The sequence below is a fragment of the Mesorhizobium sp. M1A.F.Ca.ET.072.01.1.1 genome (assembly GCF_004023325.1).
Taxonomy (GTDB): domain Bacteria; phylum Pseudomonadota; class Alphaproteobacteria; order Rhizobiales; family Rhizobiaceae; genus Mesorhizobium.
Genome location: NZ_RZSF01000085.1, coordinates 1 through 21381, shown reverse-complemented (window position 1 = coordinate 21381; position 21381 = coordinate 1). Strand labels below are relative to the sequence as shown.

The window sequence follows — 21381 nt, the reverse complement described above, 5'->3', positions numbered from 1 at the left end:
TCTTCGGGCTGTCCAGCGTGCCGGTCGGGTCGTCGCCGCGCAGGCCCTCGGCATAGAGGAATTTGAAGAATTGGCGGATCGCCGACAATTTGCGCGCCTGCGAGGTCGGCGCAAAGCCACGCGCCGCGATGTCGTCGAGATAGGCGCGGATGTCGGCAGCTGCCGCTCCGGCCAGCCCGCCACCGATAGCTTCGGAGGCGTCTTCGAGGTCGCGGCGGTAGGAGGAAAGCGTGTTCTCGGCCGCACCCCGCTCGGCGCTCATCATCTCCAGAAAGGCTTCGATGCGGGCCGTGCTGTTCATTTGGCCGGGTCAGTTCTTCTTCGGATTGAGCTTTTCCGCGGGAATGCGCACGCTCATTTCGGCCTTTTTCGGCTCCACGAACATCGCCAGCGCGAACATCGCGCCATAAGCGACGCCTGCAAGAACCGCCAGCGTCACGACAAAGCGAAACAATGTCGGCATTCAGTCTTCGCCCGTCTTCTTGTTCTGCGATTCCAAACCCTGTGCCCTTATGGGACGCCATTCCGGCCAATTCAAGGACGAAGGGCTGGGGCAGAGGATTTGTCGAGGAAGCTTCTCGACGGAAGAGGGGCGATCTGGCCCGCCTGCGGCGGCCTGCTTGACGCAAACGGGCTTTTGATGTCGATACGGCGCAAAGAGGGTTCCGCATGAACGCGCTGCCAGCAAATCCGCCGGACGAAGGCCGTGTCGCGCTGCTCGAGCGGCTCGGCAGCCGCTCGATCGTCTTCGTCGGCCTGATGGGCGCCGGCAAGACCGCAATCGGCCGCAAGGTGGCGACAATGCTTTCCCTGCCCTTCATCGACAGCGACCAGGAGATCGAGAGCGTATCGCGCATGACCGTGCCGGAGCTGTTCGAGCGTTATGGCGAACCTGAGTTCCGGGCGCTGGAGCAGCGGGTCATCTTGCGTCTGCTCGAAAACGGCCCGCAGGTGCTTTCGACCGGCGGCGGCGCCTTCATGAACGCGCAGACGCGCGAGTCGATCGATGCGCATGGCGTCTCGGTCTGGCTGAAGGCCGATCTCGATCTGCTGATGGAGCGGGTTTCGAAAAAACAGAACCGGCCGCTGTTGAAGAATCCGGATCCGCGCGGCGTGCTGGAGAAGCTGATGAGCGAGCGCTACCCGGTCTATGCCACCGCCGACCTCACGGTTTCGACCCGCGACGACCGCAAGGAAGTCATCGCCAGCGAGGTGGTATGCGCGCTTTGTGCTTACCTCGGGATCGCGCCAATCGCCACCAGCGACGACGAGGTGGAGCCGTGAGCCATACCGAACCGGTGAAGGTCGAGGTCGGGCTCGGCGACCGTGCCTATGACATACTTATCGGGCCCGGCCTGCTTTCCGGCTCAGGAACCGAAATCGCAGGCCGCCTTCCCGGCACGCGCGCGGCCATCGTTACCGACGAGAACGTTGCCGCAGCGCATCTCGAAACGCTGCAGGCCGGCCTTGAAAAAGGCGGCATCGAGGCCGCCGTCATCACCCTGCCGGCCGGCGAAAAGACCAAGAGCTTTACCCACCTCGAGGAGGTCGTCGACGGCGTGCTCGCCGCCAAGCTCGAACGGCGCGATGTCGTCGTGGCACTTGGCGGGGGCGTCATCGGCGATCTTGCCGGCTTCGCCGCCGGCATCGTGCGGCGCGGGATGAACTTCGTGCAGGTGCCGACATCGCTGCTGGCGCAGGTCGATTCATCCGTCGGCGGCAAGACCGGCATCAACAGCGCGCGCGGCAAGAACCTGATCGGGGTCTTCAACCAGCCAAAACTGGTGCTTGCCGACACCGGCGTGCTCGACACTTTGCCGATCCGCGAATTCCGCGCCGGCTATGCCGAGCTCGCCAAATACGGGCTGATCGACCGTCCCGGCTTCTTCGCTTGGCTGGAGGAGAATTGGCAAAAGGTGTTCGCCGGCGGCCCGGAGCGGACCGAAGCCATCGCCGAGGCTTGCCGCGCCAAGGCCGATGTGGTCGCCCGCGACGAGTTCGAGACCGGCGACCGGGCGCTGCTCAATCTCGGCCACACATTCGGGCATGCTCTCGAAGCCGCCACGAATTATGACGGTGCCCGTCTCGTCCATGGCGAGGGGGTCGCGATCGGCATGGCGCTGGCGCACCGCTTCTCCGCGCGCCTCAATCTGGCGAGCCCGGACGACGCGGAGCGCGTCGAGGCGCACCTTCGCGCCGTCGGCCTGCCCTGGCGGATGGCCGACATAGCGGGCCAACTGCCGGATGCCGAGACGCTGCTTGGCTTCATCACCCAGGACAAGAAGGTGTCGCGCGGCGCGCTTACCTTCATCCTGACGCGTGGCGTCGGCCAGGCCTTTATCGCCAAGGACGTGCCGCCCTCCGAAGTGCTGTCCTTCCTCAAGGCGAGCCATCCCGGATGATCGACTTCGGCTGGATCGCCGCAGCCGTCCTTGCCGCCGTGATCGTGCTGGCGTTTCTCTTGCGCACGCGGCTCTTCGCGGCGCTCGGCTACAGTCTGCGGCCGATCGAACCGACGGAGCCCGAGCAGGATGAGCCGGACGAGAACGGCGACGAGACCCGCCGCAACGGGCAGGCGCGCGAGGATCGCAACCGGCTGGGCGCGCTTTTCGAACTCGAGGAGCTCGAGGTTTCGGACGTGATGGTCCACCGCACCAACATGCGCTCGGTCAACGCCGACGATCCGCCGGAAATGGTGGTGCGCGAGATTCTGCAGAGCCCGCATACCCGCATGCCGCTCTGGAAAGGCTCGCTCGACAACATCGTCGGCGTGCTGCATGCCAAGGATCTGCTGCGGGCGCTCAACGAGGTCGGCAACGACTTTTCCAAGATCGACGTGACAAGGATCGCGTCGAAGCCATGGTTCGTGCCCGACACCACCACCTTGCAGGATCAGCTCAACGCCTTCCTACGCCGCAAGGCGCATTTCGCCATCGTCGTCGACGAGTATGGCGAGATGGAAGGGCTGGTAACACTGGAAGACATTATCGAGGAGATCGTCGGCGAGATCGCGGACGAGCACGATGTCGACATGCAAGGCGTCAAGCAGGAGTCCGACGGCTCGGTCGTCGTCGACGGCACGGTGGCTATTCGCGACCTCAATCGGGCGCTCGACTGGGATCTGCCGGACGAGGAGGCGACGACGATCGCCGGCCTGGTCATCCATGAGACGCAGACGATCCCAGACGAGAAGCAGGCCTTCACCTTCCACGGCAAGCGTTTCGTGGTGATGAAGCGCGACAAGAACCGCATAGCAAGGTTGAGGATCCGGCCCGCCGGCGAAGGTTAGGGTGCGCCGATCTTCAGGTGAGACCGGGCTGCAAAGGGCGGCTTCCTGCCCGGTGCTCAAAGTTCCTTGGTCGAGCGCTCGCTGAGCACGGCGCCGGTTTCGGCATCCATTGCCGCCAGGCTGACGTCATAACCCCATAGGCTTCGGATGTGGCGCAAGGTCGCGTCGCGGCTTTCGTCCTCTAGCTGGATGCCGTCCTTGACCTTGTGCTGCAGCCGCAAATGCCGGTCTCCCAGAAGATCCACGTCGACCACCTGGATGTCGGGCCGGCTCGCCCCCACATCGTAGCTTCGGGCCAGCGCGGACCGTATCTTGCTGTAGCCGCGCTCATTATGGATCGAGGCGACCTCGTAATGCGGCTCGTCGGCGCCGTCGGCCAGCACGAAGAGCCGCCATTTCCGGATCAAAGCGGGGCTCAGATACTGGCGGATGAAGGATTCGTCACGGTGGTTGGCCCAGGCATCGAGCAAGGTGTCGCGCCAGTCGCCACGGCCGGCGATGTCCGGAAACCAGTCGCGGTCCTCCGCGGTCGGCTCGGTCGAGATGCGCTGGATGTCCTGCATCATGCCGAGGCCCAGCGCATAGGGATTGATCCCGGAATAACGCGGATCGTCATAGGCCGGCTGAAAAACCACGTTCGAATGGTTTCGCAAGATCTCGAGCATGGCGCCTTCGCTGATGCGGCCGCGATCGAAAAGCATGTTCATCAGGGTGTAGTGCACGAAGGTGGCACAGCCTTCGTTCATCACCTGGGTTTGCCGCTGCGGGTAAAAATATTGCGCAATCACCCGCACGATCCTGATGATCTCGCGCTGCCAGGGCTCAAGCACCAGGCTGTTCTTCTCGAGGAAGTAGAGCAGGTTCTCCTCGGGCAGATTGAGCGATTTCTTCCGCTCGGCCAAGCTTTCGTCCCCTGCCTCCGGCTTGTTCTTGTCCTGCGCGGTCGGCAGCGTGCGCCACAGATCATTGTAGGAACGCTCCTCATATTCGAGGCGCTCGCGAAGGCCTTCGCGCTGCTGTTCCGACGACAGCTTCGGCGGCCGATGGTAGCGGAACACGCCTTGCTCCATCAGCGCGTGGGCGGCATCGAGCACCGCCTCGACGGCCTGCAGTCCGTGCCGTTCCTCGCATCGGGCGATGTAGCCCTTGGCGAAGTCCAGATAGCTCAGGATGCCTCCGGCGTCCGTCCATTGCCGGAAGAGATGATTGTTTTTGAAGAAATGGTTGTGGCCAAGCGCGGCGTGGGCGGTCACCAGGGCCTGCAAGGCCATGGTGTTTTCTTCCATGAGGTAGACGATGCAAGGGTTGGAGTTGATGACCAGTTCATAGGCCAAACCGCGCGCGCCCTTGCGGTAGAGAAGCTCGTTGTAAAGGAAATGCTTGCCGAACGACCAATGCCGATACATCAGCGGCATGCCGACCGAGGAATAAGCGTCGAGCATCTGCTCGGAGGAAATGACCTCCATCTGCACCGGATAGATGTCCAGGTGAAGCTCTTCGATCCCGATCGCCTCGATCTCGTCGTAGACCCGAGACAGTTTCGCAAAATCCCAGTCCGACCCGGAAAATAACAGTTCGGATTTGCGCGCCTGATTGACCATCGGCCTATGTCCCATCCGCCCGCGTTCTCACGCGCTCTTGCGCAGACTAGGCTGCCTTGCGAAGAGCTCGCGAAAGACCGGATAGATATCGGCGGGAGCCGCGATGCGCCTCATCTGGAAATTCGGCCACTTTCCGTCGACCGCGTTGTAGGCGCGCCAGAGCGACGTTCCGTTCTCGGTGGAGCCGAAAATGTGGCTTTCGCGTTCGTCGATGATTTCCACATAGGCGAAATACTGGCACAGACGCATGAGCTTGCGGTCGAGGAGTTCTATGCAGCGCTCGGAATCGGTGGCGAAGTTGTCGCCGTCGGAAGCCTGAGCGGCATAGATATTCCATTCCGCGACCGGATAGCGCTGCTCTATGATGCGGTGCATTTCCTCAAGCGCCGTCGAGACGACGGTACCGCCGCTCTCGGTGTGGTAGAAGAAGGTGTGCTCATCCACCTCCTTGGCCTCATGGGTGTGGCGGATGAAAACGATGTCCGTCCTTTCGTAGCGCCGCGTCAGGAACAGATGCAGCAGCACGAAAAACCGTTTGGCCAGATCCTTCTCGCGCTCTCCCATCGATCCCGACACGTCCATCAGGCAAAACATGACGGCGCTGGCATTCGGCACCGGCTGGGGGTCGAAGCGGTTGAACCGAATGTCGACCGGATCGACATAGGCGATCCGCCTGCGCCGGCGTTCAAGCCGATCAACTTCCTCGCGCAGAGCAGCGATGCGTTCGCGCGTTGCCTCGGTTGGCGGCTTCGCTTCCAACTCGGCGATCTGCGTTGAGATGGCGTCCAGCTCCGCCTGCTTGGGACGCCTGAGCGCGATGCGGCGGCCGTGGCTGTTTCGCATGGTGCGTCCGACATTGACGTTGGTCGGCGCCCCGCTTGCCGTGAAGCCCGCCCGTCTTGGCTTGAAGCTCAGTATCTGCTTGAGATTGAGCTTGACCAGATCGGGCAGTTCGAGATCTTCGAAGAAGAGGTCGAGCACTTCCTCGCGCGACAGCACGAAGCGAAAGTCATCCTCGGATTGCTTGGTTCCCGGCGCCGAAGAGCCAGTGCCGCCGCCGCCAGGCTTGGGTATCAGATCACCGGGACTGAACGATTTGTTGCCGGGCAGTATGTGCTGGCGCTGCCCACTGTCCCTGGCGTCGCTGAAGGTCGGTTCGCTGGTGCCTTTGCGGGGCATCGGCACGGCATGCTCGCGGTCGACCTCGGCGATGCGGCCTGTCCGGACATGGTCGCGGATGCTGCGCTTGAGCTCTTCCCGAGCGCGCTTCAGGAAGCGCTGGCGATTGCTCAGGCTCTTGTCCTTCGGATTCAGGCGGCGGTCGATGAAGATCGGCATGCGAACCCTTCGGGCTTTGGTCAGCCAGCCTTGTTCACGCGCATGTACCAGTCGACCAGCCGGCGCACCTGCCGCTGAGTGTAGCCGCGCTCCACCATCCGCTGCACGAATTCGTTGTGCCGCTTCTCGGTGACGCTGTCCTGCTTGGAGCCGAAGCTGATCACCGGCAACAAATCCTCGACCTGACCGAACATGCGCTTCTCGATCACTTCGCGAAGCTTTTCATAGCTCGTCCAGGACGGATTGCGGCCATGGTTGCGCGCCCGGGCGCGCAAGGTGAACTTGACCACCTCGTTGCGAAAATCCTTGGGATTGGCGATGCCGGCCGGCTTTTCAACCTGCGACAATTCCTTGTCCAGGACCTCGCGATTGAGGATCTGGCCGGTATCGGGATCCTTGTAGTCCTGATCCTCGATCCACGCATCGGCATAGGCGATGTAGCGGTCGAAAAGGTTCTGGCCGTACTCGCTATACGATTCCAGGTAAGCCTTCTGGATCTCGTGGCCGATGAACTCGGCGTAGCGCGCTGCAAGTTCCGATTTGATGAACTCGAGGTACGCGGCTTCGGTTTCCTTGGGGAATTGCTCGCGTTTGATCGCCTCCTCGAGGATGTACATCAAGTGCACGGGATCGGCTGCGACCTCCTTGGTGTCGTAGTTGAAAGTCTGCGACAAAATCTTGAAGGCGAAGCGCGTGCTGACCCCGGTCATGCCTTCGTCGACGCCGGCGGCATCGCGATATTCCTGGACCGACTTCGCCTTCGGGTCGATCTCCTTGAGGTTCTCGCCGTCATAGGCGCGCATCTTGGTGTAGAGCGGCGAGTTCTCGTGCTCGGCAAGCCGGGTCGAGACGGTGAAACGGCTGAGGATGTCCAGCACTTCGGGCGCGCAGGGACTGTTCGCCAGATCGCTCTCGCGCAGAAGTTTCTCGTAAATCTGCCTCTCTTCGGTGATGCGAAGGCAATACGGAACCTTGACCACAAGGATGCGGTCGAGGAAGGCCTCATTGTTCTTGTTGTTCTTGAATTGCTGCCATTCCGATTCGTTGGAATGGGCAACGACGATGCCCTGATAGGGGAAGGAGCCGAAATTCTCGGTGCCGTTGTAGCTGCCTTCCTGGGTTGCCGTCAGCAACGGGTGCAGGACCTTGATGGGCGCCTTGAACATCTCGACGAATTCGAGCAGGCCCTGCGTCGTCCGGTTCAAGCCGCCGCTGTAGGAATAGGCATCCGGATCGGATTGGCTGAAATGTTCCAACTGCCTGATGTCGACCTTGCCGACCAGGGCCGAGACGTCCTGGTTGTTCTCGTCGCCGGGCTCGGTCTTGGCGATGGCGATCTGACGCAGACGCGATGGCGACAGCTTGACCACGCTGAATTTGGAAATGTCGCCGGACAGTTCGTCGAGCCGTTTGGCCGCCCAAGGCGAGATGAGCCCATTCAGGCGGCGGCGGGCTATCCCGTATTTGTCTTCCAGCAGATCGCCCATCCGATCGGGATGGAAAAGGCCAAGCGGCGATTCGAATATAGGGCTGATCTGGTTGCCGACCTTCAGGGTGTAGATCGGGCGCTGTTCCATAAGCTTCTTCAGCCGTTCGGCAAGCGAGGACTTGCCGCCGCCGACCGGCCCGAGCAGGTAAAGGATCTGCTTGCGCTCCTCGAGACCCTGAGAGGCATAACGGAAATATCCGGCGATGCGCTCGATCGTATCCTCCATTCCGTAGAAATCGGAGAAGGAGGGGTACACCTTGATGGTCCGGTTCGAGAAGATGCGCCCGAGCCGCTCATCCTTGCTGGTGTCGACCAGATTGGGCTCGCCGATGGCCTCGACCATTCGTTCGGGCGCCGAGGCATACATGGATTTGTCTTCGCGGCAGCCAAGCAGATACTGCTGGAGGCTCATCTCTTCCTGGGCCGCGTTGGAATATATCTCCGAAAACAGATCGAAGACGTCGGATTGGTTCTCTCGCATGATATTCTGCCCTCAGAGCCGCTCTGGTTGCCAGTCGGCCAGTCAGCTCGTCTCGTATTCAACTGCCGGAAAGCATTGTGGTTCCCTCATATGAGAGAGAGCGCCTGCAATCGGGCATTGACGACTCACAGCACCCGATGCGGACGGAATGCTCACCCATGATGATTAGGTGGTGATGGCCGGGAGAGCTTCAAGGAAAATCTTAGGTTTTCCACTCACATGTCGTGGTCGGGAACGTAGAGGCAGAAGGAATGCTGAGAATTCGCGTCGCCACCGGGCTTACACTCGTGAAAGAACTCGTCACGCGAACGCCTGATCCGACGATCGGAGTAGGGAATGAGCTCTCCGGTGGAGAGCTGGTACCCATATTTCGTTTCCTTCACGTCGGCCGCGGGTGCTTGGTAGCAGTCCATTCCCGAGCAGCATGAGCTGTCATACTGCCAGCCCGTGGGCGCCTGATGGGCAGCCGCCGGAGCCGAAAGGAATACCGCCAGCGCAATTGCCGGAAACAGGCGCAGAGGTTCCGAACGGCTTGTGCGCCGATTGGGCGGCGCGGATGGAGGTCGATACGTCTTCCTCATTGGTGGTCACCGTTCGGAAGCGTCGGCCGAGGGCATCGGTCCTTCGGTCCGACTAGCAATCCGCCCAGCATGGACGAGGCCAGGGCCGGGCCTGCATCAAACCGCCAGATCAGGCAAATGTTCCATGGTGCTTCCCCGGGCGGCGGAGCGCGCCGGCCCATGCAACCGCGGCCCACGACCTCGCGGCCCGGCTACGGGCCGGGGAACCAAAGTCGCCCTATTCGACGGCGGCGCCTATTGGCATATGGGCGATTCAACCACCGCTTCGGGGAGGACGGCGATGCGCTGACTGCCGCTGTCATGGCTTTCTTGAAGGCGACGGTCGCCTGAACCCGCCGGCACTCCTGAAGCTGGATCACCTCAAAGTCGTTGACCGGACATTGCGGCATGAAGACTTGTCGGCTCAATTGTCCGGGGACAATCGGACGAGAGGGAACGCGATGAATGGCGCCGATGTGCTTTGCGATGTGCTGCTGGCGAATGGCGTGAATGTCTGCTTCGCCAATCCCGGTACCTCGGAAATGCACTTCGTCGCCGCGCTCGACCGCAAGCCGGAGATGCGCTGCGTGCTCGGTCTTGCCGAGGGTGTGGTGACGGGTGCCGCCGACGGCTACGCCAGGATGACCGATCGGCCGGCCGCGACGCTGCTCCACACCGGCCCCGGATTGGCCAATGGCCTGGCCAACATCCACAATGCCCGGCGCGCCCGCGTGCCGATGATCAACATCGTCGGCGACCATGCCTCTTATCACCTGCCGCTCGACGCGCCGCTCACCAGCGACATTGAAGGTCTCGCCGCGCCGATGTCGAACTGGGTCCGCCGCATCGCCGGTCCGGCCGACATCGCGCCGGCCGCGCAGGCGGCCTTTCGCGCTTCGCTGACGCCTCCCGGCATCGCTACGCTGATCCTGCCGGCGGACGCGGCGTGGGGAGAGGCCAGTTCGCTCCCTGTCGGCCAAGGTGGAGCTCGCGGCGCCGCCTTCGGTCGACGCAGCCATCGTGCGCAAGATTGCCGGAGCCATTCGCGCCGCGCCCGGTCGCGTCGGCATGATCCTGCGTGGGCCGGCCGCGCGTGAGGATGCCTTGGAAATCGCCGGACAGATATCGGCGGTTTCGGATGTCCGGCTGTTCAGCGACGTTCTGATCGCCCGGATGCAGCGCGGCCGCGGCCGAGTTGCGCCTACCCGCGTTCCATATCCGATCGACGCCGCGCGCACTCTCCTTGCCGACATCGATCTCCTGATCCTCGTTGGAGCCAAGGAACCGGTGGCGTTCTTTGCCTATCCCGGAAAGCCGAGCCGGCTTGTGAGCGAAGGCTGTGAACTGATGTCGTTGGCCGAGCATGGCGAGAATTTGAAGGCGGCACTCGCTGCGCTTCGCGACGAACTGGGCATCAAACCGTCGCAGCCGGTGCCCGTCGCCACGGCCTTTCCCGATGAGCCGGCCCCGCGCGGCAAGCTAACGGACGACGCGGTTGCACTTTCGGTAGCCCGGAAGCTGCCGGAGAATGCGATCGTCTGTGACGAGGCCGTCACCTCGGCGCGGCGCTATTTTGCGCTCTCGGCCTTTGCCGCCCCGCACGATTACATGATGGGCACAGGCGGATCGATCGGCGGCGGCATTCCAATGGCGACTGGCGCGGCCATCGCCTGTCCTGGCCGCAAGGTGCTGAATCTGGAGGCGGACGGCAGCGGCATGTACACGGTGCAGGGATTATGGACCCAGTCGCGGGAAAAGCTCGACGTGGTGACGATCGTCTTTTCCAACCGGACCTACGCCATCCTGCACGGCGAGATGCGCAATGTCGGGGTGAACGCGATCGGCGAGAATGCCAGGCGAATGCTCGACCTTGATCAGCCGGCTCTGGACTGGGTTTCGCTGGCAAGCGGCATGGGGGTGGAAGCAGCCCGCGCCGACACATGCGAGCGCTTCGACGCGCTGCTCGACAGCGCGCTGTCGCGTCCGGGGCCGTTCCTCATCGAAGCGGTGATCTGAGCGGCCCCCGGCCCGCCGAGCTTACCAGCGTGTCTTCTCACCAGGTGCTGCAGGCTCGATCGCCAGCGCGTGCACGCCGGCCTTCAGTTCGTCGGCAAGCAGGTGATTGACGGCGCGGTGGCGCTCGATGCGGTTCATGCCGGCAAAATCCTGCGAGACGATACGGACGCGGAAATGGGTCTCGCCGGTGCCGTCGAAGACGGCCTCGTGGCCGTGCTCGACGTGGTGATGGCCGGCGTGAAGATGGCTTTCGTTGATGACGGTGAGCCTTTCCGGCGAAAATGCCGCCTTCAGCTTGTTTTCCATCGTCGACTGTATGGACATCGGGGCTTCCCTTCACCACATCTGCGGTACCGCCGCAAAATCTGTGCTTTCGACCGCTTTAGGCCGCGATTCAGCGGTTAGGGCGATCATCGGCGAAATGTCAATTCTTGTTTCGCGGTAGCGAACAGCCCATAAATGGGTGAGGATGAAACCGTATCCCAAATATTTCGAGAAGATTCGCATCCGACCGGAAAAGGACGCGGAGCTGAAGTCGCGCGCGCCGATCTGCCAGTGGGACGGTTGCAGCGAGGCCGGTACGCATCGCGCGCCGGTCGGGCGCCTGAAGGAGGGCGAGTATTTCCGCTTCTGCTTTGAGCATGTGCGAGAATACAACAAGAGCTTCAACTACTTCTCGGGCGTGTCGGACAGCGAGATCGCCCGCTTCCAGAAAGAGGCGCTGACCGGACACCGGCCGACCTGGCGCATGGGCGCCAATGGCGGCGGCATGCGTTCGGCACCAGACTTCGCGCAGCAGCGCTCCGGGCGTGCAGGCTACTACAACCGCATGCGCGATCCCTTCAATCTGTTCGGCGGCGGAACGCGCGAAGTGCGCGAGCGCAAGGCAAAGCCGCTTGAGGCCAAGGCGCTGGAAACGCTTGGCCTTGATACAAAGGCGACTGGCAAGGATATCAAGGCACGCTATAAGGAACTCGTAAAGCGCCACCATCCGGATGCGAATGGCGGCGACAGAGGTTCGGAAGACCGGTTCCGCGATGTGCTGCAGGCCTATCGCGTGCTCAAGCAAGCAGGATTGTGCTGAGCGACCCTACGGTCCATGTCGTTTTCCAACTTTCATAAGGTTGGAAAAGGCTCTAAGACCGCCCCCGAACAAATCGATTGCCGGCGAAACGCGGCGTTTCGCCCGTGGAGACGTTGATAGAGATGAACAAGGTCGATCGCGACATCGCCAACCTGCCCGATACGACGGTGCCGGTGAAGGAGAAATTCGGCTTCGACTCCAAGATGGTGGTTCCGGCCTATTCGGCGGCGACCGAGCACGTGCCCGACATCGACCCGGACTATCTGTTCGACAAGGCAACGACTTTGGCGATCCTCGCCGGCTTCGCCTACAACCGCCGCGTCATGGTGTCGGGCTATCACGGCACCGGCAAGTCCACCCATATCGAGCAGGTCGCCGCGCGCCTCAACTGGCCCTGCGTGCGCGTCAATCTCGACAGCCATGTCAGCCGCATCGATCTCGTCGGCAAGGACGCCATCGTCGTCAAGGAAGGCCTGCAGGTCACGGAATTTCGCGACGGCATCCTGCCCTGGGCCTATCAGCACAACGTCGCGCTCTGCTTCGACGAGTACGATGCCGGACGCCCGGACGTGATGTTCGTCATCCAGCGCGTGCTGGAATCGTCGGGCCGGCTGACGCTGCTCGACCAGAGCCGCGTCATACGCCCGCATCCGGCTTTCCGGCTGTTCGCCACCGCCAACACGGTGGGTCTCGGCGACACCACCGGCCTCTATCACGGCACGCAGCAGATCAATCAGGCGCAGATGGACCGCTGGTCGATCGTCACCACGCTCAACTACCTGCCGCACGACAACGAGGTGTCGATCGTGCTGGCCAAGGCCAAGCACTATCGCGACAGCAAGGGCAAAGAGATCGTCAACAAGATGGTGCGCGTCGCCGACATGACGCGCTCGGCCTTCATCAATGGCGACCTGTCGACGGTGATGAGCCCGCGCACGGTCATCACCTGGGCCGAGAACGCCGAGATCTTCGGCGATATCGGCATGGCGTTCCGGCTCACCTTCCTCAACAAATGCGACGAGCTGGAGCGTTCGGTGGTCGCCGAATTCTACCAGCGCGCCTTCGGCGAGGATTTGCCGGAGAGCGCCGCCAACGTGGTGCTGGGGTAAGGCGCGTGCCGGAAGGCTTGGCCTTTCGGACCAAAACGCGCAGGGAATGATCGATGGCGGGTCCGGGCGACAACACGCGCAACAAGCCGAAGAACGGGTCTGAAGCGGACAGCTTCAAGCGCGCCGTTACCGTCTGCATGCGCGCCGTCGCCGGCGACAAGGACCTCGAGGTCGGCTTCGCCAAGGACCGGCCGGCGCTGGCCGGCAACCGCGCCAGGCTGCCCGAGCTGCCGAAGAAGGCTTCCCGCACCGACATCGCGATCACCCGCGGCATCGGCGATTCCATGGCGCTGAAGCGCGCCTGCCACGATCAGCGCATCCACAGCAAGCTGGCGCCGGAAGGCAAGCTCGCGCGGGCCATTTTCGATGCCGTCGAGCAGGCCCGCGTCGAGGCGATCGGCAGCCGCGCCATGCAGGGCGTGGCCGACAATATCGGCTCGATGCTCGAGGACAAATACGCCAGGGCAAACCTGGTCGACGTCAAGGACAAGGCCGACGCCCCGCTCGAGGAGGCGGTGGCGCTGATGGTGCGCGAAAAGCTTACCGGCCGCACCGTGCCGAAGAGCGGCGAGCGACTGGTCGATCTGTGGCGGCCCTGGGTCGAGGAAAAGGCCAGCAGCGACCTCGACGGCCTGTCGTCCAGGCTCGATGACCAGCAAGCCTTCGCCCGCATCGTGCGCGACATGCTCGTCTCGATGGAGATGGCCGAGGAACTCGGCGACGACCAGGAGACGGAAGACTCCGAGGACAACGAGGAAAACGAGCAGCAGGGCGAGGAGCAGAGCGAGGAAGGCGGCGAGGACGATTCCGGCTCCGAACAGTCGCAGTCCGAGGACGCCGAGGCTTCGGCCGACGAGGAAGAGTCGGCCGAAACGGAGGCGACCGACGCCACATCGGACGACCTTTCCGACGAGGATGATTCCGACGCCGAGACGCCGGGCGAGGCGCGCCGCAACGAAAATCCCTTCCTCAACCTGCCGAAGGAAATCGACTACAAGGTTTTCACCACCGCCTTCGACGAGACGGTCGGGGCCGAGGATCTTTGCGAGGAAGAGGAACTCGACCGGCTGCGCGCCTTCCTCGACAAGCAGCTCGCCAATCTCTCCGGCGTCGTCGGCCGCTTGGCCAACCGGCTGCAGCGCCGCCTGATGGCGCAGCAGAACCGTTCCTGGGATTTCGACCTGGAGGAGGGCTATCTCGATCCATCCAGGCTGGTGCGCGTCGTTATCGATCCGATGCAGCCGTTGTCCTTCAAGCAGGAGCGCGACACCAAGTTCCGCGACACGGTGGTGTCGCTGGTGCTCGACAATTCGGGCTCGATGCGCGGGCGGCCGATCACGGTTGCCGCGACTTGCGCCGACATCCTGGCGCGCACTCTGGAGCGCTGCGGGGTTTCGGTGGAAATCCTCGGCTTCACCACACGTGCGTGGAAAGGTGGGCAGGCACGCGAGAAGTGGCTGAAGGACGGCAAGCCGTCGAATCCTGGCCGGCTCAACGATCTGCGCCACATCATCTACAAGTCCGCCGACCATCCGTGGCGGCGCGCGCGCCGCAATCTCGGCCTGATGATGCGCGAGGGCTTGCTCAAGGAAAACATCGACGGCGAGGCTCTGCTTTGGGCGCACAACCGGCTGATCGGCCGGCCGGAACAGCGCAAGATCCTGATGATGATCTCAGACGGCGCGCCGGTCGACGATTCTACGCTCTCGGTCAACCCCGGCAACTATCTGGAGCGCCATTTGCGCGCGGTGATCGATCTCATCGAGACGCGCTCGCCGGTGGAGCTTTTAGCCATCGGCATCGGCCACGATGTCACGCGCTACTATCGCCGCGCCGTCACCATCGTCGATGCCGAAGAGCTGGCCGGCGCCATGACGGAGCAATTGGCATCGCTGTTCGGCGAGGAGAGCGCGCGCGACACGCGGCGCGGTGGCTTGAGGCGCGCCGGATGATCCTTTCGCGGGGCGGATGCCGGCGGACGGCTTTTGTTTGCGCGCTGGTCTGTTCGGCCGCCTCTCCAGTCTTCGCCGAGGGAGGCGCTGCGGTTGAGACGATCGAAGTTTCAGCGCGGCCGATCACCGAGTTCCATATCGGCCGCGACCGGAAACAGTTCGGGTCGCTCGAGTTCGTCGGCGGGCTGGAGATGACCTCGCCGTCGCGCGATTTCGGCGCACTTTCGGCTTTCCGCTTCCTCAAATCCGGCAGCGATTTCATTGGCGTCACCGATACCGGCTTCTGGTTCTTCGGCACCATCACCCACGATGCCGACAAGCGCCCCTCGGGCGTGTCGAATTTCCGCATGCAGCAGATGGTCGACGCCTCGGGCCAGCCGATCGAGAAGAAATGGGAGGTCGACGCCGAAGGCCTCGCGGTCAAGGACGGTATCGCCACCGTCGGTTTCGAGCGCGACCAGCGCGTCGTCCAGTTCAAGGTCGAGCCGGACAATATGAAGGCGCCGTTCAAGACGCTCGACTATCTGGTCCCGGCGCGGGAGCTGCGCCAGAACCGCGGCTTCGAGACGGTCACACACGCCAACCCTTACGGCCAGCACGAGGGTGGCCTGGTCGTGGTGTCGGAAAAGAGCCTCGACAAGGCCGGCAACATCTATGCCGCCATCATCGAGGGACCGAGGAAGGGCGTCTTCACCGTCAAGCGCAACGGCAATTTCGACATCACCGACGGCGCCTTCCTGCCCGATGGCGACCTGCTGCTACTCGAACGCAGCTTCTCGATGGCGCGCGGGGTGAAGATGCGGCTGAGGCGTATCTATGGCGAGAGCATCGAGAAGGGCGCGGTCGCCGACGGTCCGGTGCTGATCGACGCCGATATGGGCTACCAGATCGACAATATGGAAGGGCTCGACGTCTGGACCCGCGACGACGGCGCGCTGATGGTGTCGCTGGTCTCGGATGACAATCAATCGATCCTGCAGCGGAACCTCTACCTGGAATTCATCTTGCACCAGGACTGAGCGGTGCTTGATTTTGTCCAATTCGGGACGGAAATTCGCTGCGCATTTTCCCCGAAGTTGCCGGCCCTCAGCGGACTTTGTAGATCTCGACCGGCTTGTTCGCCGTCGCGCTGTCCAGTTCCAGCCAATCGGGAACGTCCCGCTTCAGCAGCCGCGCGGCCAGGCCCGTGGGAGCTTGGGCGGCGAGCGAAAGCTCTTCCGAATTGCCGCGGCATATGGCAACCAGCCCGACATGCTCGCGCTCAATGATGGCGCGGGCGGCATCCGGCGTTCCCATGAAGGCGTCGAGCATGGCGAGATTGCCGCCGACATTGCGATGATACGGGCCGGCCAACGCCCTATGGCCGGTGAACATCAGGATGGGGGAGCCGAGATTGGAGGACGCAAGCACCGTCGTTGCCGGCATGCCGGCCAGGTCGCTGAAGTCCGAGGCCTTGCCGCAGGTCAGCGCATGATCGGCATCGGAATTGATCTTGGCGGGTGCCTTTTGGACCACGGACTGCGCGGCGACGGCGACGCCGGCCCAGGTCGCATTGAGCGACACCAGCCATGCCGCCGCGATGCGGGTGGAGACGCGCCACGATTGCGCGGCGGTTGCCTGCAGGCGAACCCCGGCGATCCAGGTCGAGAGCGGCAGCACCGCGAAGGCAACCGAGAAGGTCGAGCCGCGCACCTGCCATAGGCTGACGGCGAAAGCGACGATCAGCAGCACGGCGGTAAGGGCTTCCTCGCGGCGCAGGCGGCGGCTGCGCAGCTGAAGGCCAATCAACAGGATTGCGATGAAGGGCGTCACATAACGCGCCGCCATCAGCTTCGGCTCGTTGACGGCCACGCTGAGGAAGGGCTGCGCCTCAACGACGTCGTTCAGCCAATAGATGCGAATGCGCTCATCCATGCCGGCATAGGGCGATGCCAGGCATTGCGGAAAGAATAGGAGCGCAACGGCCGCAATTGCGACGGCCAACGCGGACATTGAGAGGAACCGCCTCTTAGCCGTCGACTGTCCGGGTAGACACGCAATCGCCGCGAGTCCAAAGCCCGACAGCGCCGCGATGACGAACTGGAAAGCCGAGAAGGCGTCGCACTCGGCCACGCCCCAGGCCGACGGCGGTATGGTGGCAACAAGAACCACCGAGGCTATCGCGGCAAATCCGATGCCGAAGCCGCGCGCGGTCTGGCGCTCCCTTTCATCGAAGATGAAGAGCACGGCGGCGCAGGCGCCAAGTGTGGCCACATAAGGCGCTGTCTCCATCCCGACGGCAAGGGTGAGGCCTGCACACAGGCCGGACAGAAGAGCGGCTGACCGCCGGAAGGGAGCCTCCGTCATAAGCCAGAGACTGGCTGCCGTGAGCAGGAGCTGGACGTTGTGGTGGTCAAGCGTGCCAGGGTGGAAAATGCCGATAAAGAACAGCGCCGCAGTGGACAGCACCAGCGCAGGCATCGCCACGTCCGTACCGGCGAAACGCCGGGAAGCGCGCAGGATGACGAATATGGTGAGCCCATATAGGGAAAGCGGCCAGATGATCTGCGCTGCCTTTTCAGCGGCAGCGGCGCTGGCGCCCAGCGCCTGGAAGGTAAAGATGATCGCCGCGATCGGGGTGTCGACCAGCCGCGACCAGTGCATGACGAAGCCGCCGGTCAGGCCCATCCTGTATTGATGAAGATCGAACCAGCCCTGTCCAGCCAAGAGGTCGCGAACCTCGACCAACCTCAGCATGCTGTCATTGTCGGCGCCAAGGTCCGCGATGGTCGGGAAGCCGGAGATCGCATTGATCCCCAGCACGAGCAGCGTCGCGCAGAGCGCAAGCAGAAGGTCATGTTTCCAACCGGTGCCCTGGATGGTCATGTTGATGGCAATGTCCTGGATCGTTTTGGCGATCCTGCACCAATGGCCGTAACAAAGCGTAAAGCCGCGAAGGGCCGCTTCAAGGGTCAGGCGATGGCCGGCTGGCTCCAGCGGGCGGCAAGCAGCCGGTAGGGGATCAGCGCCACCACCGCGATGATCAGCTTGACCGAGAGATCGCCCAGCGCCCAGGACACCCAGCGCATGGTTTCGACAGGCAGCACGCCCATCAGCGGTGCCGTCTCCAGCGCGAAGCCGTCGTTCGGCCCGACAAAGGCGAAGGCGGCGGAGAAGCCGACGCCGAAGAACACCACCGTGTCGAAGACAGAGCCGACCAGCGTGCCGACGATCGGCGCGCGCCACCAGCTTTGCCGGCGCAGACGATTGAACACGGTTACGTCGAGCAGTTGTGCGGCGAGGAAGGCGGCGCCGGACGCGGCCGCGATTCGCACCAGCCGGTCAGCGGCGGTCTCGAACGCGATCAGACCGTGGCGGAACAGGAAGGGCGGAACGAGGATCGAGCAGACGACCGCCGTCATGAAGCCGACGAAGACCACTTTGCGCGCCACCGCCGGGCCGTAGCGACGATTGGCAAGATCGGTGACCAGGAAGGAGAAAGGATAGGTGAAGGCGCCCCAGGTGAGCAGGTCGGCCAGCGACAGGCCGCCGATCTGGCCCTGCATCGGGAACTGGACAAGGATATTGGACGCCACGACGACAAGCGCCATGGCGGCCACGAAAGGCAGGTATCGTGAAAGGAAGTTCATTTTTTTATCCTGGGTAATGGAACCAGCCGAGCGTCATGACGGCGCTCAGGTCCGAGCACCAGTTGGAGCCGGTGCTCGAGGCGGTCGTCCCCCGCCTGAAAAGAGAGCTTTAGGCGGCCGACTGCTCGGCGAGCTTCTTCGCGATCTGCTTCTTCAGCAGGCGAGCGCGCTGCGACAGCTCCTTGGCGTCGGCCTTGGCCAGGAACGCGTCGAGCCCGCCGCGATGCTCGACCGAACGCAGCGCGTTGGCCGAAATGCGCAGGCGAACGTTTTGGTTCAGCACTTCGGAAATCAGCGTCACATTGACCAGGTTCGGCAGGAAGCGACGCTTGGTCTTGTTGTTGGCATGGCTCACATTGTGGCCGGTCTGGACTGCCTTGGCAGTGAGCTCGCAGGTGCGGGACATTTTGTCTAACCTTCAGTTCTAAACCTGCCAAACCATTCTGCCCGCGCCAGGCGGCGCGCGGTCTTCGGTCAGGCGGCCTTTGGAAAAAGTTGGCGTTCCATAGTTGCATTTCGCCACTGCGTCAAGCTCCGGCACCTACGCGGCGGCCAAGCTCGCTCCATATAAAGGCCGGAATTCGTCGTATAAGCCCTGCGCGAAGGGATTGCCAGGCTGGAACCGTTGCGTTTCCGCCAGTATCAAGGACCTGCCGCCGCCATGCTTCGCCCATCCCACGCCCTTGCCGCGCTGCTCGCCGTCGCTGTGCCTTCAACCGCCTTCGCTGCTGCCTCGCCGCAGTCCTTCAAGGGCGAATACACCGTGTCGTTCCTGGGCCTTTCGGTCGCCAGGGCGACGTTTTCCAGCCGTTACGACGGCTACACCTATGCCATCAATGGCACCGTCTCGGCCGCCGGCATCGCCAAGCTGTTCGACGATACGAAAGGCACGATCTCGTCGAAGGGTACGATTTCGGGCCAGCAGATGCGGCCGCGGGCCTTCCGGGCCGACTATACTTCCGGCAAGAAGGCATCGGTGGTCGACATACGCTTCGCCGATGGCGACGTCTCCTCGACGAAGGTCGTTCCGGAGCCCGGCAAGCGCGATCCCAAGAATTGGGTGCCGGTCGGCTCCGGCGACCTGAAATCGGTGGTCGATCCGATGGCCGCGACCGTCGTCCATGCCGACAGCCTGGACAAGGTCTGCGGGCGGACCGTCAAATTCTACGATGGCGAGATGCGCGCCAACCTGTCGCTGACCTATGCGTCGAAAGGCTCGATCTCGGTGCCGGGCTACAAGGGCGACACCGTCACCTGCAAGATGGGCTTCGAGCCGGTGGCGGGCTATCGCAAGGGCCGCAAGGCGCTGGACTTCCTGAAGAACAAAAGCCGCATGATGGTGACATTTGCACCCGTGGGCCAATCCGGCGTATATGCGCCGATCCGCGCCACGGTCGGGACCCAGATCGGCCCGCTGACCATCAGCGCAAGACGGTTCGAAGCAGCCGAATAGTTAGGCGCCACGGCGCGCCTCCGGGGATGGGGCATGGGGCGCGCAACACTGATCGGTTTCTCGGCGGACGCCCTGTGGGCGCTGTTTGCACTGCTCGCCGAAGCCTCGGGGCTGCGCAAGCCGGCGACCGGCGGAGCGCGCGCATGATGCCGTTTCCAGGCGGCATCGACGCCAATCCCAATGCGACGCTTTTGTTCTCGATCGCCGCCGCCGCGATTTACGTCCTTGCGCTCGAGCTGCCGCCACGCCTCGCCCGTTCGGCCGCCAAGACGCTGGCCGTGGCCTTGTTGGCGGCGCTCGCCGTCATGCAGGGCGGTCCGCCGCTGCTCGTCGCAGCGCTGGCGCTCAGCGCCGCCGGCGACGCGTTCCTCTCCCAAGACGGTGAAAAAGTCTTTCTTGCAGGGCTGGCGAGCTTTCTTGCCGCACATGTCGCCTATGTCGCCTTGTTCCTGAACGCCGGTGGCGGAATCGGCCTGCTCACCGCCGAGTCCTGGCGCGGCGCCATTGCGCTGGCGCTGGCGGTTTTCGTTATCACGATGCTCGCCGCGCTTTGGCGGCGCGTCGGACCTGCCCTGCGCGTTCCGGTCGCCGTCTATGCCGGGGCGATCCTCGCCATGGGTGTTTCGGCGCTCACGACCTTTCATCCCTGGGTCATCGCCGGAGCCGTGCTGTTCATCATATCGGACGGGCTGCTGGCGGCAGAGCGCTTCCTGCTGGCCGCGAGCTCGCCGCATCGCGTCTCGATGCGCTACGCGGTCTGGGTGCTCTATTATGCGGCCCAGTTGGCGATCACGCTTGGTTTCCTGCTGGCCTAGGCTGTTTTCGGCTGCCAGTCCGGCTCGGCCAGCTCGAAGGCGGCGAAATCGAAGCCCGGTGCCACCGTGCAGCCGACCAGCGTCCATCCGCCGAGGCTGCGCGCCGACTGCCAACAGCCGGCCGGGACCACTATCTGCGGCCGCTCGCCGGCGGAAAGTGCCGCGCCCAATAGATGTTCGACGACGGTGCCGGAGCCTTCTTCGTGCGTGGCGAGAGCCAGCGGCGCGCCGGCATAGAAATGCCAGACCTCGGCCGCGTCCTTGACCCGGTGCCAGGCCGAACGCTGGCCTTGCTCCAAAAGGAAATAGATCGCGGTCGAATGGCCGCGCGTGCCACCCTCCGCGTCGCGAAACGTCTCGGCATACCAGCCGCCCTCGGGGTGCGGCTCGAGGCTGAGCGCGGCGATGATTTCGGCGGCGCTGGTCATAAAGGAGCGCTCAGAAGTTATCCTTGCGCTTGCGGATCTCGGCGAACACGTCCGTATCGCTCGCCCTCTCCATGCCGAGATGTCTGCGGATCGCCGGGTCGTGCCAGCGCAAGAACGGATTGGTCGACAGTTCCTGT

Annotated in this window: 20 protein-coding genes and 1 pseudogene; 10 read left to right on the top strand and 11 right to left on the bottom strand. The window is 63.3% G+C overall.

What is annotated here, in order from left to right:
- A partial coding sequence (locus EOA32_RS14525) for a site-specific integrase (RefSeq protein WP_189407142.1) occupies positions 1-301 on the bottom strand: 301 nt, incomplete at its 3' end.
- 9 nt (positions 302-310) lie between these two features.
- Positions 311-463, bottom strand: a complete 153-nt coding sequence (locus EOA32_RS14520) for a histidine kinase (RefSeq protein ID WP_066990358.1) — start codon at positions 461-463, stop codon at positions 311-313.
- A gap of 206 nt (positions 464-669) precedes the next feature.
- On the opposite strand from EOA32_RS14520, the gene EOA32_RS14515 reads away from it, so the two are divergent.
- Genes EOA32_RS14515 through EOA32_RS14505 form a run of 3 tightly spaced genes read left to right on the top strand, consistent with a single transcriptional unit; the run spans position 670 to position 3289 of the window.
- Entirely contained in the window at positions 670-1284 is a 615-nt protein-coding gene (locus EOA32_RS14515; protein ID WP_095779325.1) for a shikimate kinase, read from the top strand.
- The gene (aroB, locus tag EOA32_RS14510) at positions 1281-2402 is read left to right on the top strand and encodes a 3-dehydroquinate synthase (RefSeq protein ID WP_095779326.1); all 1122 of its coding nucleotides are present in this window, start codon (positions 1281-1283) and stop codon (positions 2400-2402) included. Before EOA32_RS14515 ends, aroB begins: the two co-directional genes overlap by 4 nt.
- Positions 2399-3289, top strand: coding sequence for a transporter associated domain-containing protein (locus tag EOA32_RS14505; RefSeq protein WP_095779327.1), 891 nt, complete (start codon positions 2399-2401; stop codon positions 3287-3289). The genes aroB and EOA32_RS14505 overlap by 4 nt, the downstream gene beginning before the upstream one ends.
- 56 nt (positions 3290-3345) lie before the next feature.
- On the opposite strand, the gene EOA32_RS14500 is transcribed toward EOA32_RS14505, so the two are convergent.
- From EOA32_RS14500 to EOA32_RS14490, 3 genes are read right to left on the bottom strand one after another with little or no spacing between them, the layout of a single operon-like run.
- A complete protein-coding gene (locus EOA32_RS14500) occupies positions 3346-4890 on the bottom strand; it encodes a SpoVR family protein (RefSeq protein ID WP_095824001.1) in 1545 nt (514 codons plus the stop codon).
- 27 nt (positions 4891-4917) lie between these two features.
- Complete coding sequence (locus EOA32_RS14495; RefSeq protein ID WP_066990345.1) at positions 4918-6228, bottom strand: YeaH/YhbH family protein; 1311 nt, start codon at positions 6226-6228, stop codon at positions 4918-4920.
- A 20-nt stretch (positions 6229-6248) separates the two neighbouring features.
- The gene (locus tag EOA32_RS14490; protein ID WP_066990342.1) at positions 6249-8198 is read right to left on the bottom strand and encodes a PrkA family serine protein kinase; all 1950 of its coding nucleotides are present in this window, start codon (positions 8196-8198) and stop codon (positions 6249-6251) included.
- A gap of 1021 nt (positions 8199-9219) precedes the next feature.
- Here EOA32_RS14490 and EOA32_RS14485 point away from each other — a divergent pair.
- A pseudogene (locus EOA32_RS14485) lies at positions 9220-10774 on the top strand (acetolactate synthase large subunit).
- A 21-nt stretch (positions 10775-10795) separates the two neighbouring features.
- Here EOA32_RS14485 and EOA32_RS14480 read toward each other — a convergent pair.
- Positions 10796-11098 carry a BolA family transcriptional regulator gene (locus EOA32_RS14480; protein WP_095782453.1) on the bottom strand — a complete coding sequence of 101 codons (303 nt, stop codon included), beginning with the start codon at positions 11096-11098 and terminating at the stop codon, positions 10796-10798.
- Positions 11099-11243: 145 nt separating this feature from the next.
- Between EOA32_RS14480 and EOA32_RS14475 the strand changes: the two genes are divergently transcribed.
- The 4 genes from EOA32_RS14475 (at position 11244) to EOA32_RS14460 (ending at position 15938) form a co-directional block, all read left to right on the top strand.
- The gene (locus tag EOA32_RS14475; protein WP_066990335.1) at positions 11244-11858 is read left to right on the top strand and encodes a J domain-containing protein; all 615 of its coding nucleotides are present in this window, start codon (positions 11244-11246) and stop codon (positions 11856-11858) included.
- Between the two features lie 122 nt (positions 11859-11980).
- Entirely contained in the window at positions 11981-12967 is a 987-nt protein-coding gene (gene cobS, locus EOA32_RS14470) for a cobaltochelatase subunit CobS (protein ID WP_066990333.1), read from the top strand.
- Between the two features lie 53 nt (positions 12968-13020).
- Entirely contained in the window at positions 13021-14919 is a 1899-nt protein-coding gene (gene cobT / locus EOA32_RS14465; protein WP_095823997.1) for a cobaltochelatase subunit CobT, read from the top strand.
- Positions 14916-15938 (top strand): esterase-like activity of phytase family protein, encoded by a 1023-nt coding sequence (locus tag EOA32_RS14460; RefSeq protein WP_066990326.1) that lies wholly within the window; start codon positions 14916-14918, stop codon positions 15936-15938. The genes cobT and EOA32_RS14460 overlap by 4 nt, the downstream gene beginning before the upstream one ends.
- 67 nt (positions 15939-16005) lie before the next feature.
- Here the strand turns inward: EOA32_RS14460 and EOA32_RS14455 are convergent, their stop codons facing one another.
- The 3 genes from EOA32_RS14455 to rpmB form a co-directional block, all read right to left on the bottom strand.
- Positions 16006-17784 carry a GtrA family protein gene (locus tag EOA32_RS14455; protein ID WP_128372122.1) on the bottom strand — a complete coding sequence of 593 codons (1779 nt, stop codon included), beginning with the start codon at positions 17782-17784 and terminating at the stop codon, positions 16006-16008.
- Between the two features lie 86 nt (positions 17785-17870).
- Complete coding sequence (locus tag EOA32_RS14450) at positions 17871-18548, bottom strand: queuosine precursor transporter (protein WP_095779332.1); 678 nt, start codon at positions 18546-18548, stop codon at positions 17871-17873.
- Between the two features lie 109 nt (positions 18549-18657).
- Positions 18658-18954: a 50S ribosomal protein L28 gene (rpmB, locus tag EOA32_RS14445; protein WP_066990317.1), complete on the bottom strand. Its 297-nt coding sequence runs from the start codon at positions 18952-18954 to the stop codon at positions 18658-18660.
- 255 nt (positions 18955-19209) lie between these two features.
- Here rpmB and EOA32_RS14440 point away from each other — a divergent pair, with 255 nt between their 5' ends.
- Entirely contained in the window at positions 19210-20001 is a 792-nt protein-coding gene (locus EOA32_RS14440; protein WP_128372121.1) for a DUF3108 domain-containing protein, read from the top strand.
- Between the two features lie 143 nt (positions 20002-20144).
- On the top strand, positions 20145-20816 hold the full coding sequence (locus EOA32_RS14435) for a lysoplasmalogenase (RefSeq protein WP_095782449.1): 672 nt from the start codon (positions 20145-20147) through the stop codon (positions 20814-20816).
- Here EOA32_RS14435 and EOA32_RS14430 read toward each other — a convergent pair.
- Positions 20813-21244 carry a cupin domain-containing protein gene (locus tag EOA32_RS14430; protein WP_128372120.1) on the bottom strand — a complete coding sequence of 144 codons (432 nt, stop codon included), beginning with the start codon at positions 21242-21244 and terminating at the stop codon, positions 20813-20815. The two genes, EOA32_RS14435 and EOA32_RS14430, sit on opposite strands and share 4 nt — an antisense overlap.
- A 10-nt stretch (positions 21245-21254) precedes the next feature.
- Positions 21255-21381: hydroxyacylglutathione hydrolase C-terminal domain-containing protein (locus EOA32_RS14425; RefSeq protein ID WP_281014085.1), on the bottom strand; the 127-nt coding region annotated here is incomplete at its 5' end.

What these genes read in the sequence shown, in the direction of transcription:
- EOA32_RS14520 (WP_066990358.1), bottom strand. Translation starts at nt 463, where the DNA reads ATGCCGACATTGTTTCGCTTTGTCGTGACGCTGGCGGTTCTTGCAGGC.
- EOA32_RS14515 (WP_095779325.1), top strand. Translation starts at nt 670, where the DNA reads ATGAACGCGCTGCCAGCAAATCCGCCGGACGAAGGCCGTGTCGCGCTG.
- EOA32_RS14505 (WP_095779327.1), top strand. Translation starts at nt 2,399, where the DNA reads ATGATCGACTTCGGCTGGATCGCCGCAGCCGTCCTTGCCGCCGTGATC.
- EOA32_RS14500 (WP_095824001.1), bottom strand. Translation starts at nt 4,890, where the DNA reads ATGGTCAATCAGGCGCGCAAATCCGAACTGTTATTTTCCGGGTCGGAC.
- EOA32_RS14495 (WP_066990345.1), bottom strand. Translation starts at nt 6,228, where the DNA reads ATGCCGATCTTCATCGACCGCCGCCTGAATCCGAAGGACAAGAGCCTG.
- EOA32_RS14490 (WP_066990342.1), bottom strand. Translation starts at nt 8,198, where the DNA reads ATGCGAGAGAACCAATCCGACGTCTTCGATCTGTTTTCGGAGATATAT.
- EOA32_RS14480 (WP_095782453.1), bottom strand. Translation starts at nt 11,098, where the DNA reads ATGTCCATACAGTCGACGATGGAAAACAAGCTGAAGGCGGCATTTTCG.
- EOA32_RS14475 (WP_066990335.1), top strand. Translation starts at nt 11,244, where the DNA reads ATGAAACCGTATCCCAAATATTTCGAGAAGATTCGCATCCGACCGGAA.
- cobS (WP_066990333.1), top strand. Translation starts at nt 11,981, where the DNA reads ATGAACAAGGTCGATCGCGACATCGCCAACCTGCCCGATACGACGGTG.
- cobT (WP_095823997.1), top strand. Translation starts at nt 13,021, where the DNA reads ATGGCGGGTCCGGGCGACAACACGCGCAACAAGCCGAAGAACGGGTCT.
- EOA32_RS14460 (WP_066990326.1), top strand. Translation starts at nt 14,916, where the DNA reads ATGATCCTTTCGCGGGGCGGATGCCGGCGGACGGCTTTTGTTTGCGCG.
- EOA32_RS14455 (WP_128372122.1), bottom strand. Translation starts at nt 17,784, where the DNA reads ATGACCATCCAGGGCACCGGTTGGAAACATGACCTTCTGCTTGCGCTC.
- EOA32_RS14450 (WP_095779332.1), bottom strand. Translation starts at nt 18,548, where the DNA reads ATGAACTTCCTTTCACGATACCTGCCTTTCGTGGCCGCCATGGCGCTT.
- rpmB (WP_066990317.1), bottom strand. Translation starts at nt 18,954, where the DNA reads ATGTCCCGCACCTGCGAGCTCACTGCCAAGGCAGTCCAGACCGGCCAC.
- EOA32_RS14440 (WP_128372121.1), top strand. Translation starts at nt 19,210, where the DNA reads ATGCTTCGCCCATCCCACGCCCTTGCCGCGCTGCTCGCCGTCGCTGTG.
- EOA32_RS14435 (WP_095782449.1), top strand. Translation starts at nt 20,145, where the DNA reads ATGATGCCGTTTCCAGGCGGCATCGACGCCAATCCCAATGCGACGCTT.
- EOA32_RS14430 (WP_128372120.1), bottom strand. Translation starts at nt 21,244, where the DNA reads ATGACCAGCGCCGCCGAAATCATCGCCGCGCTCAGCCTCGAGCCGCAC.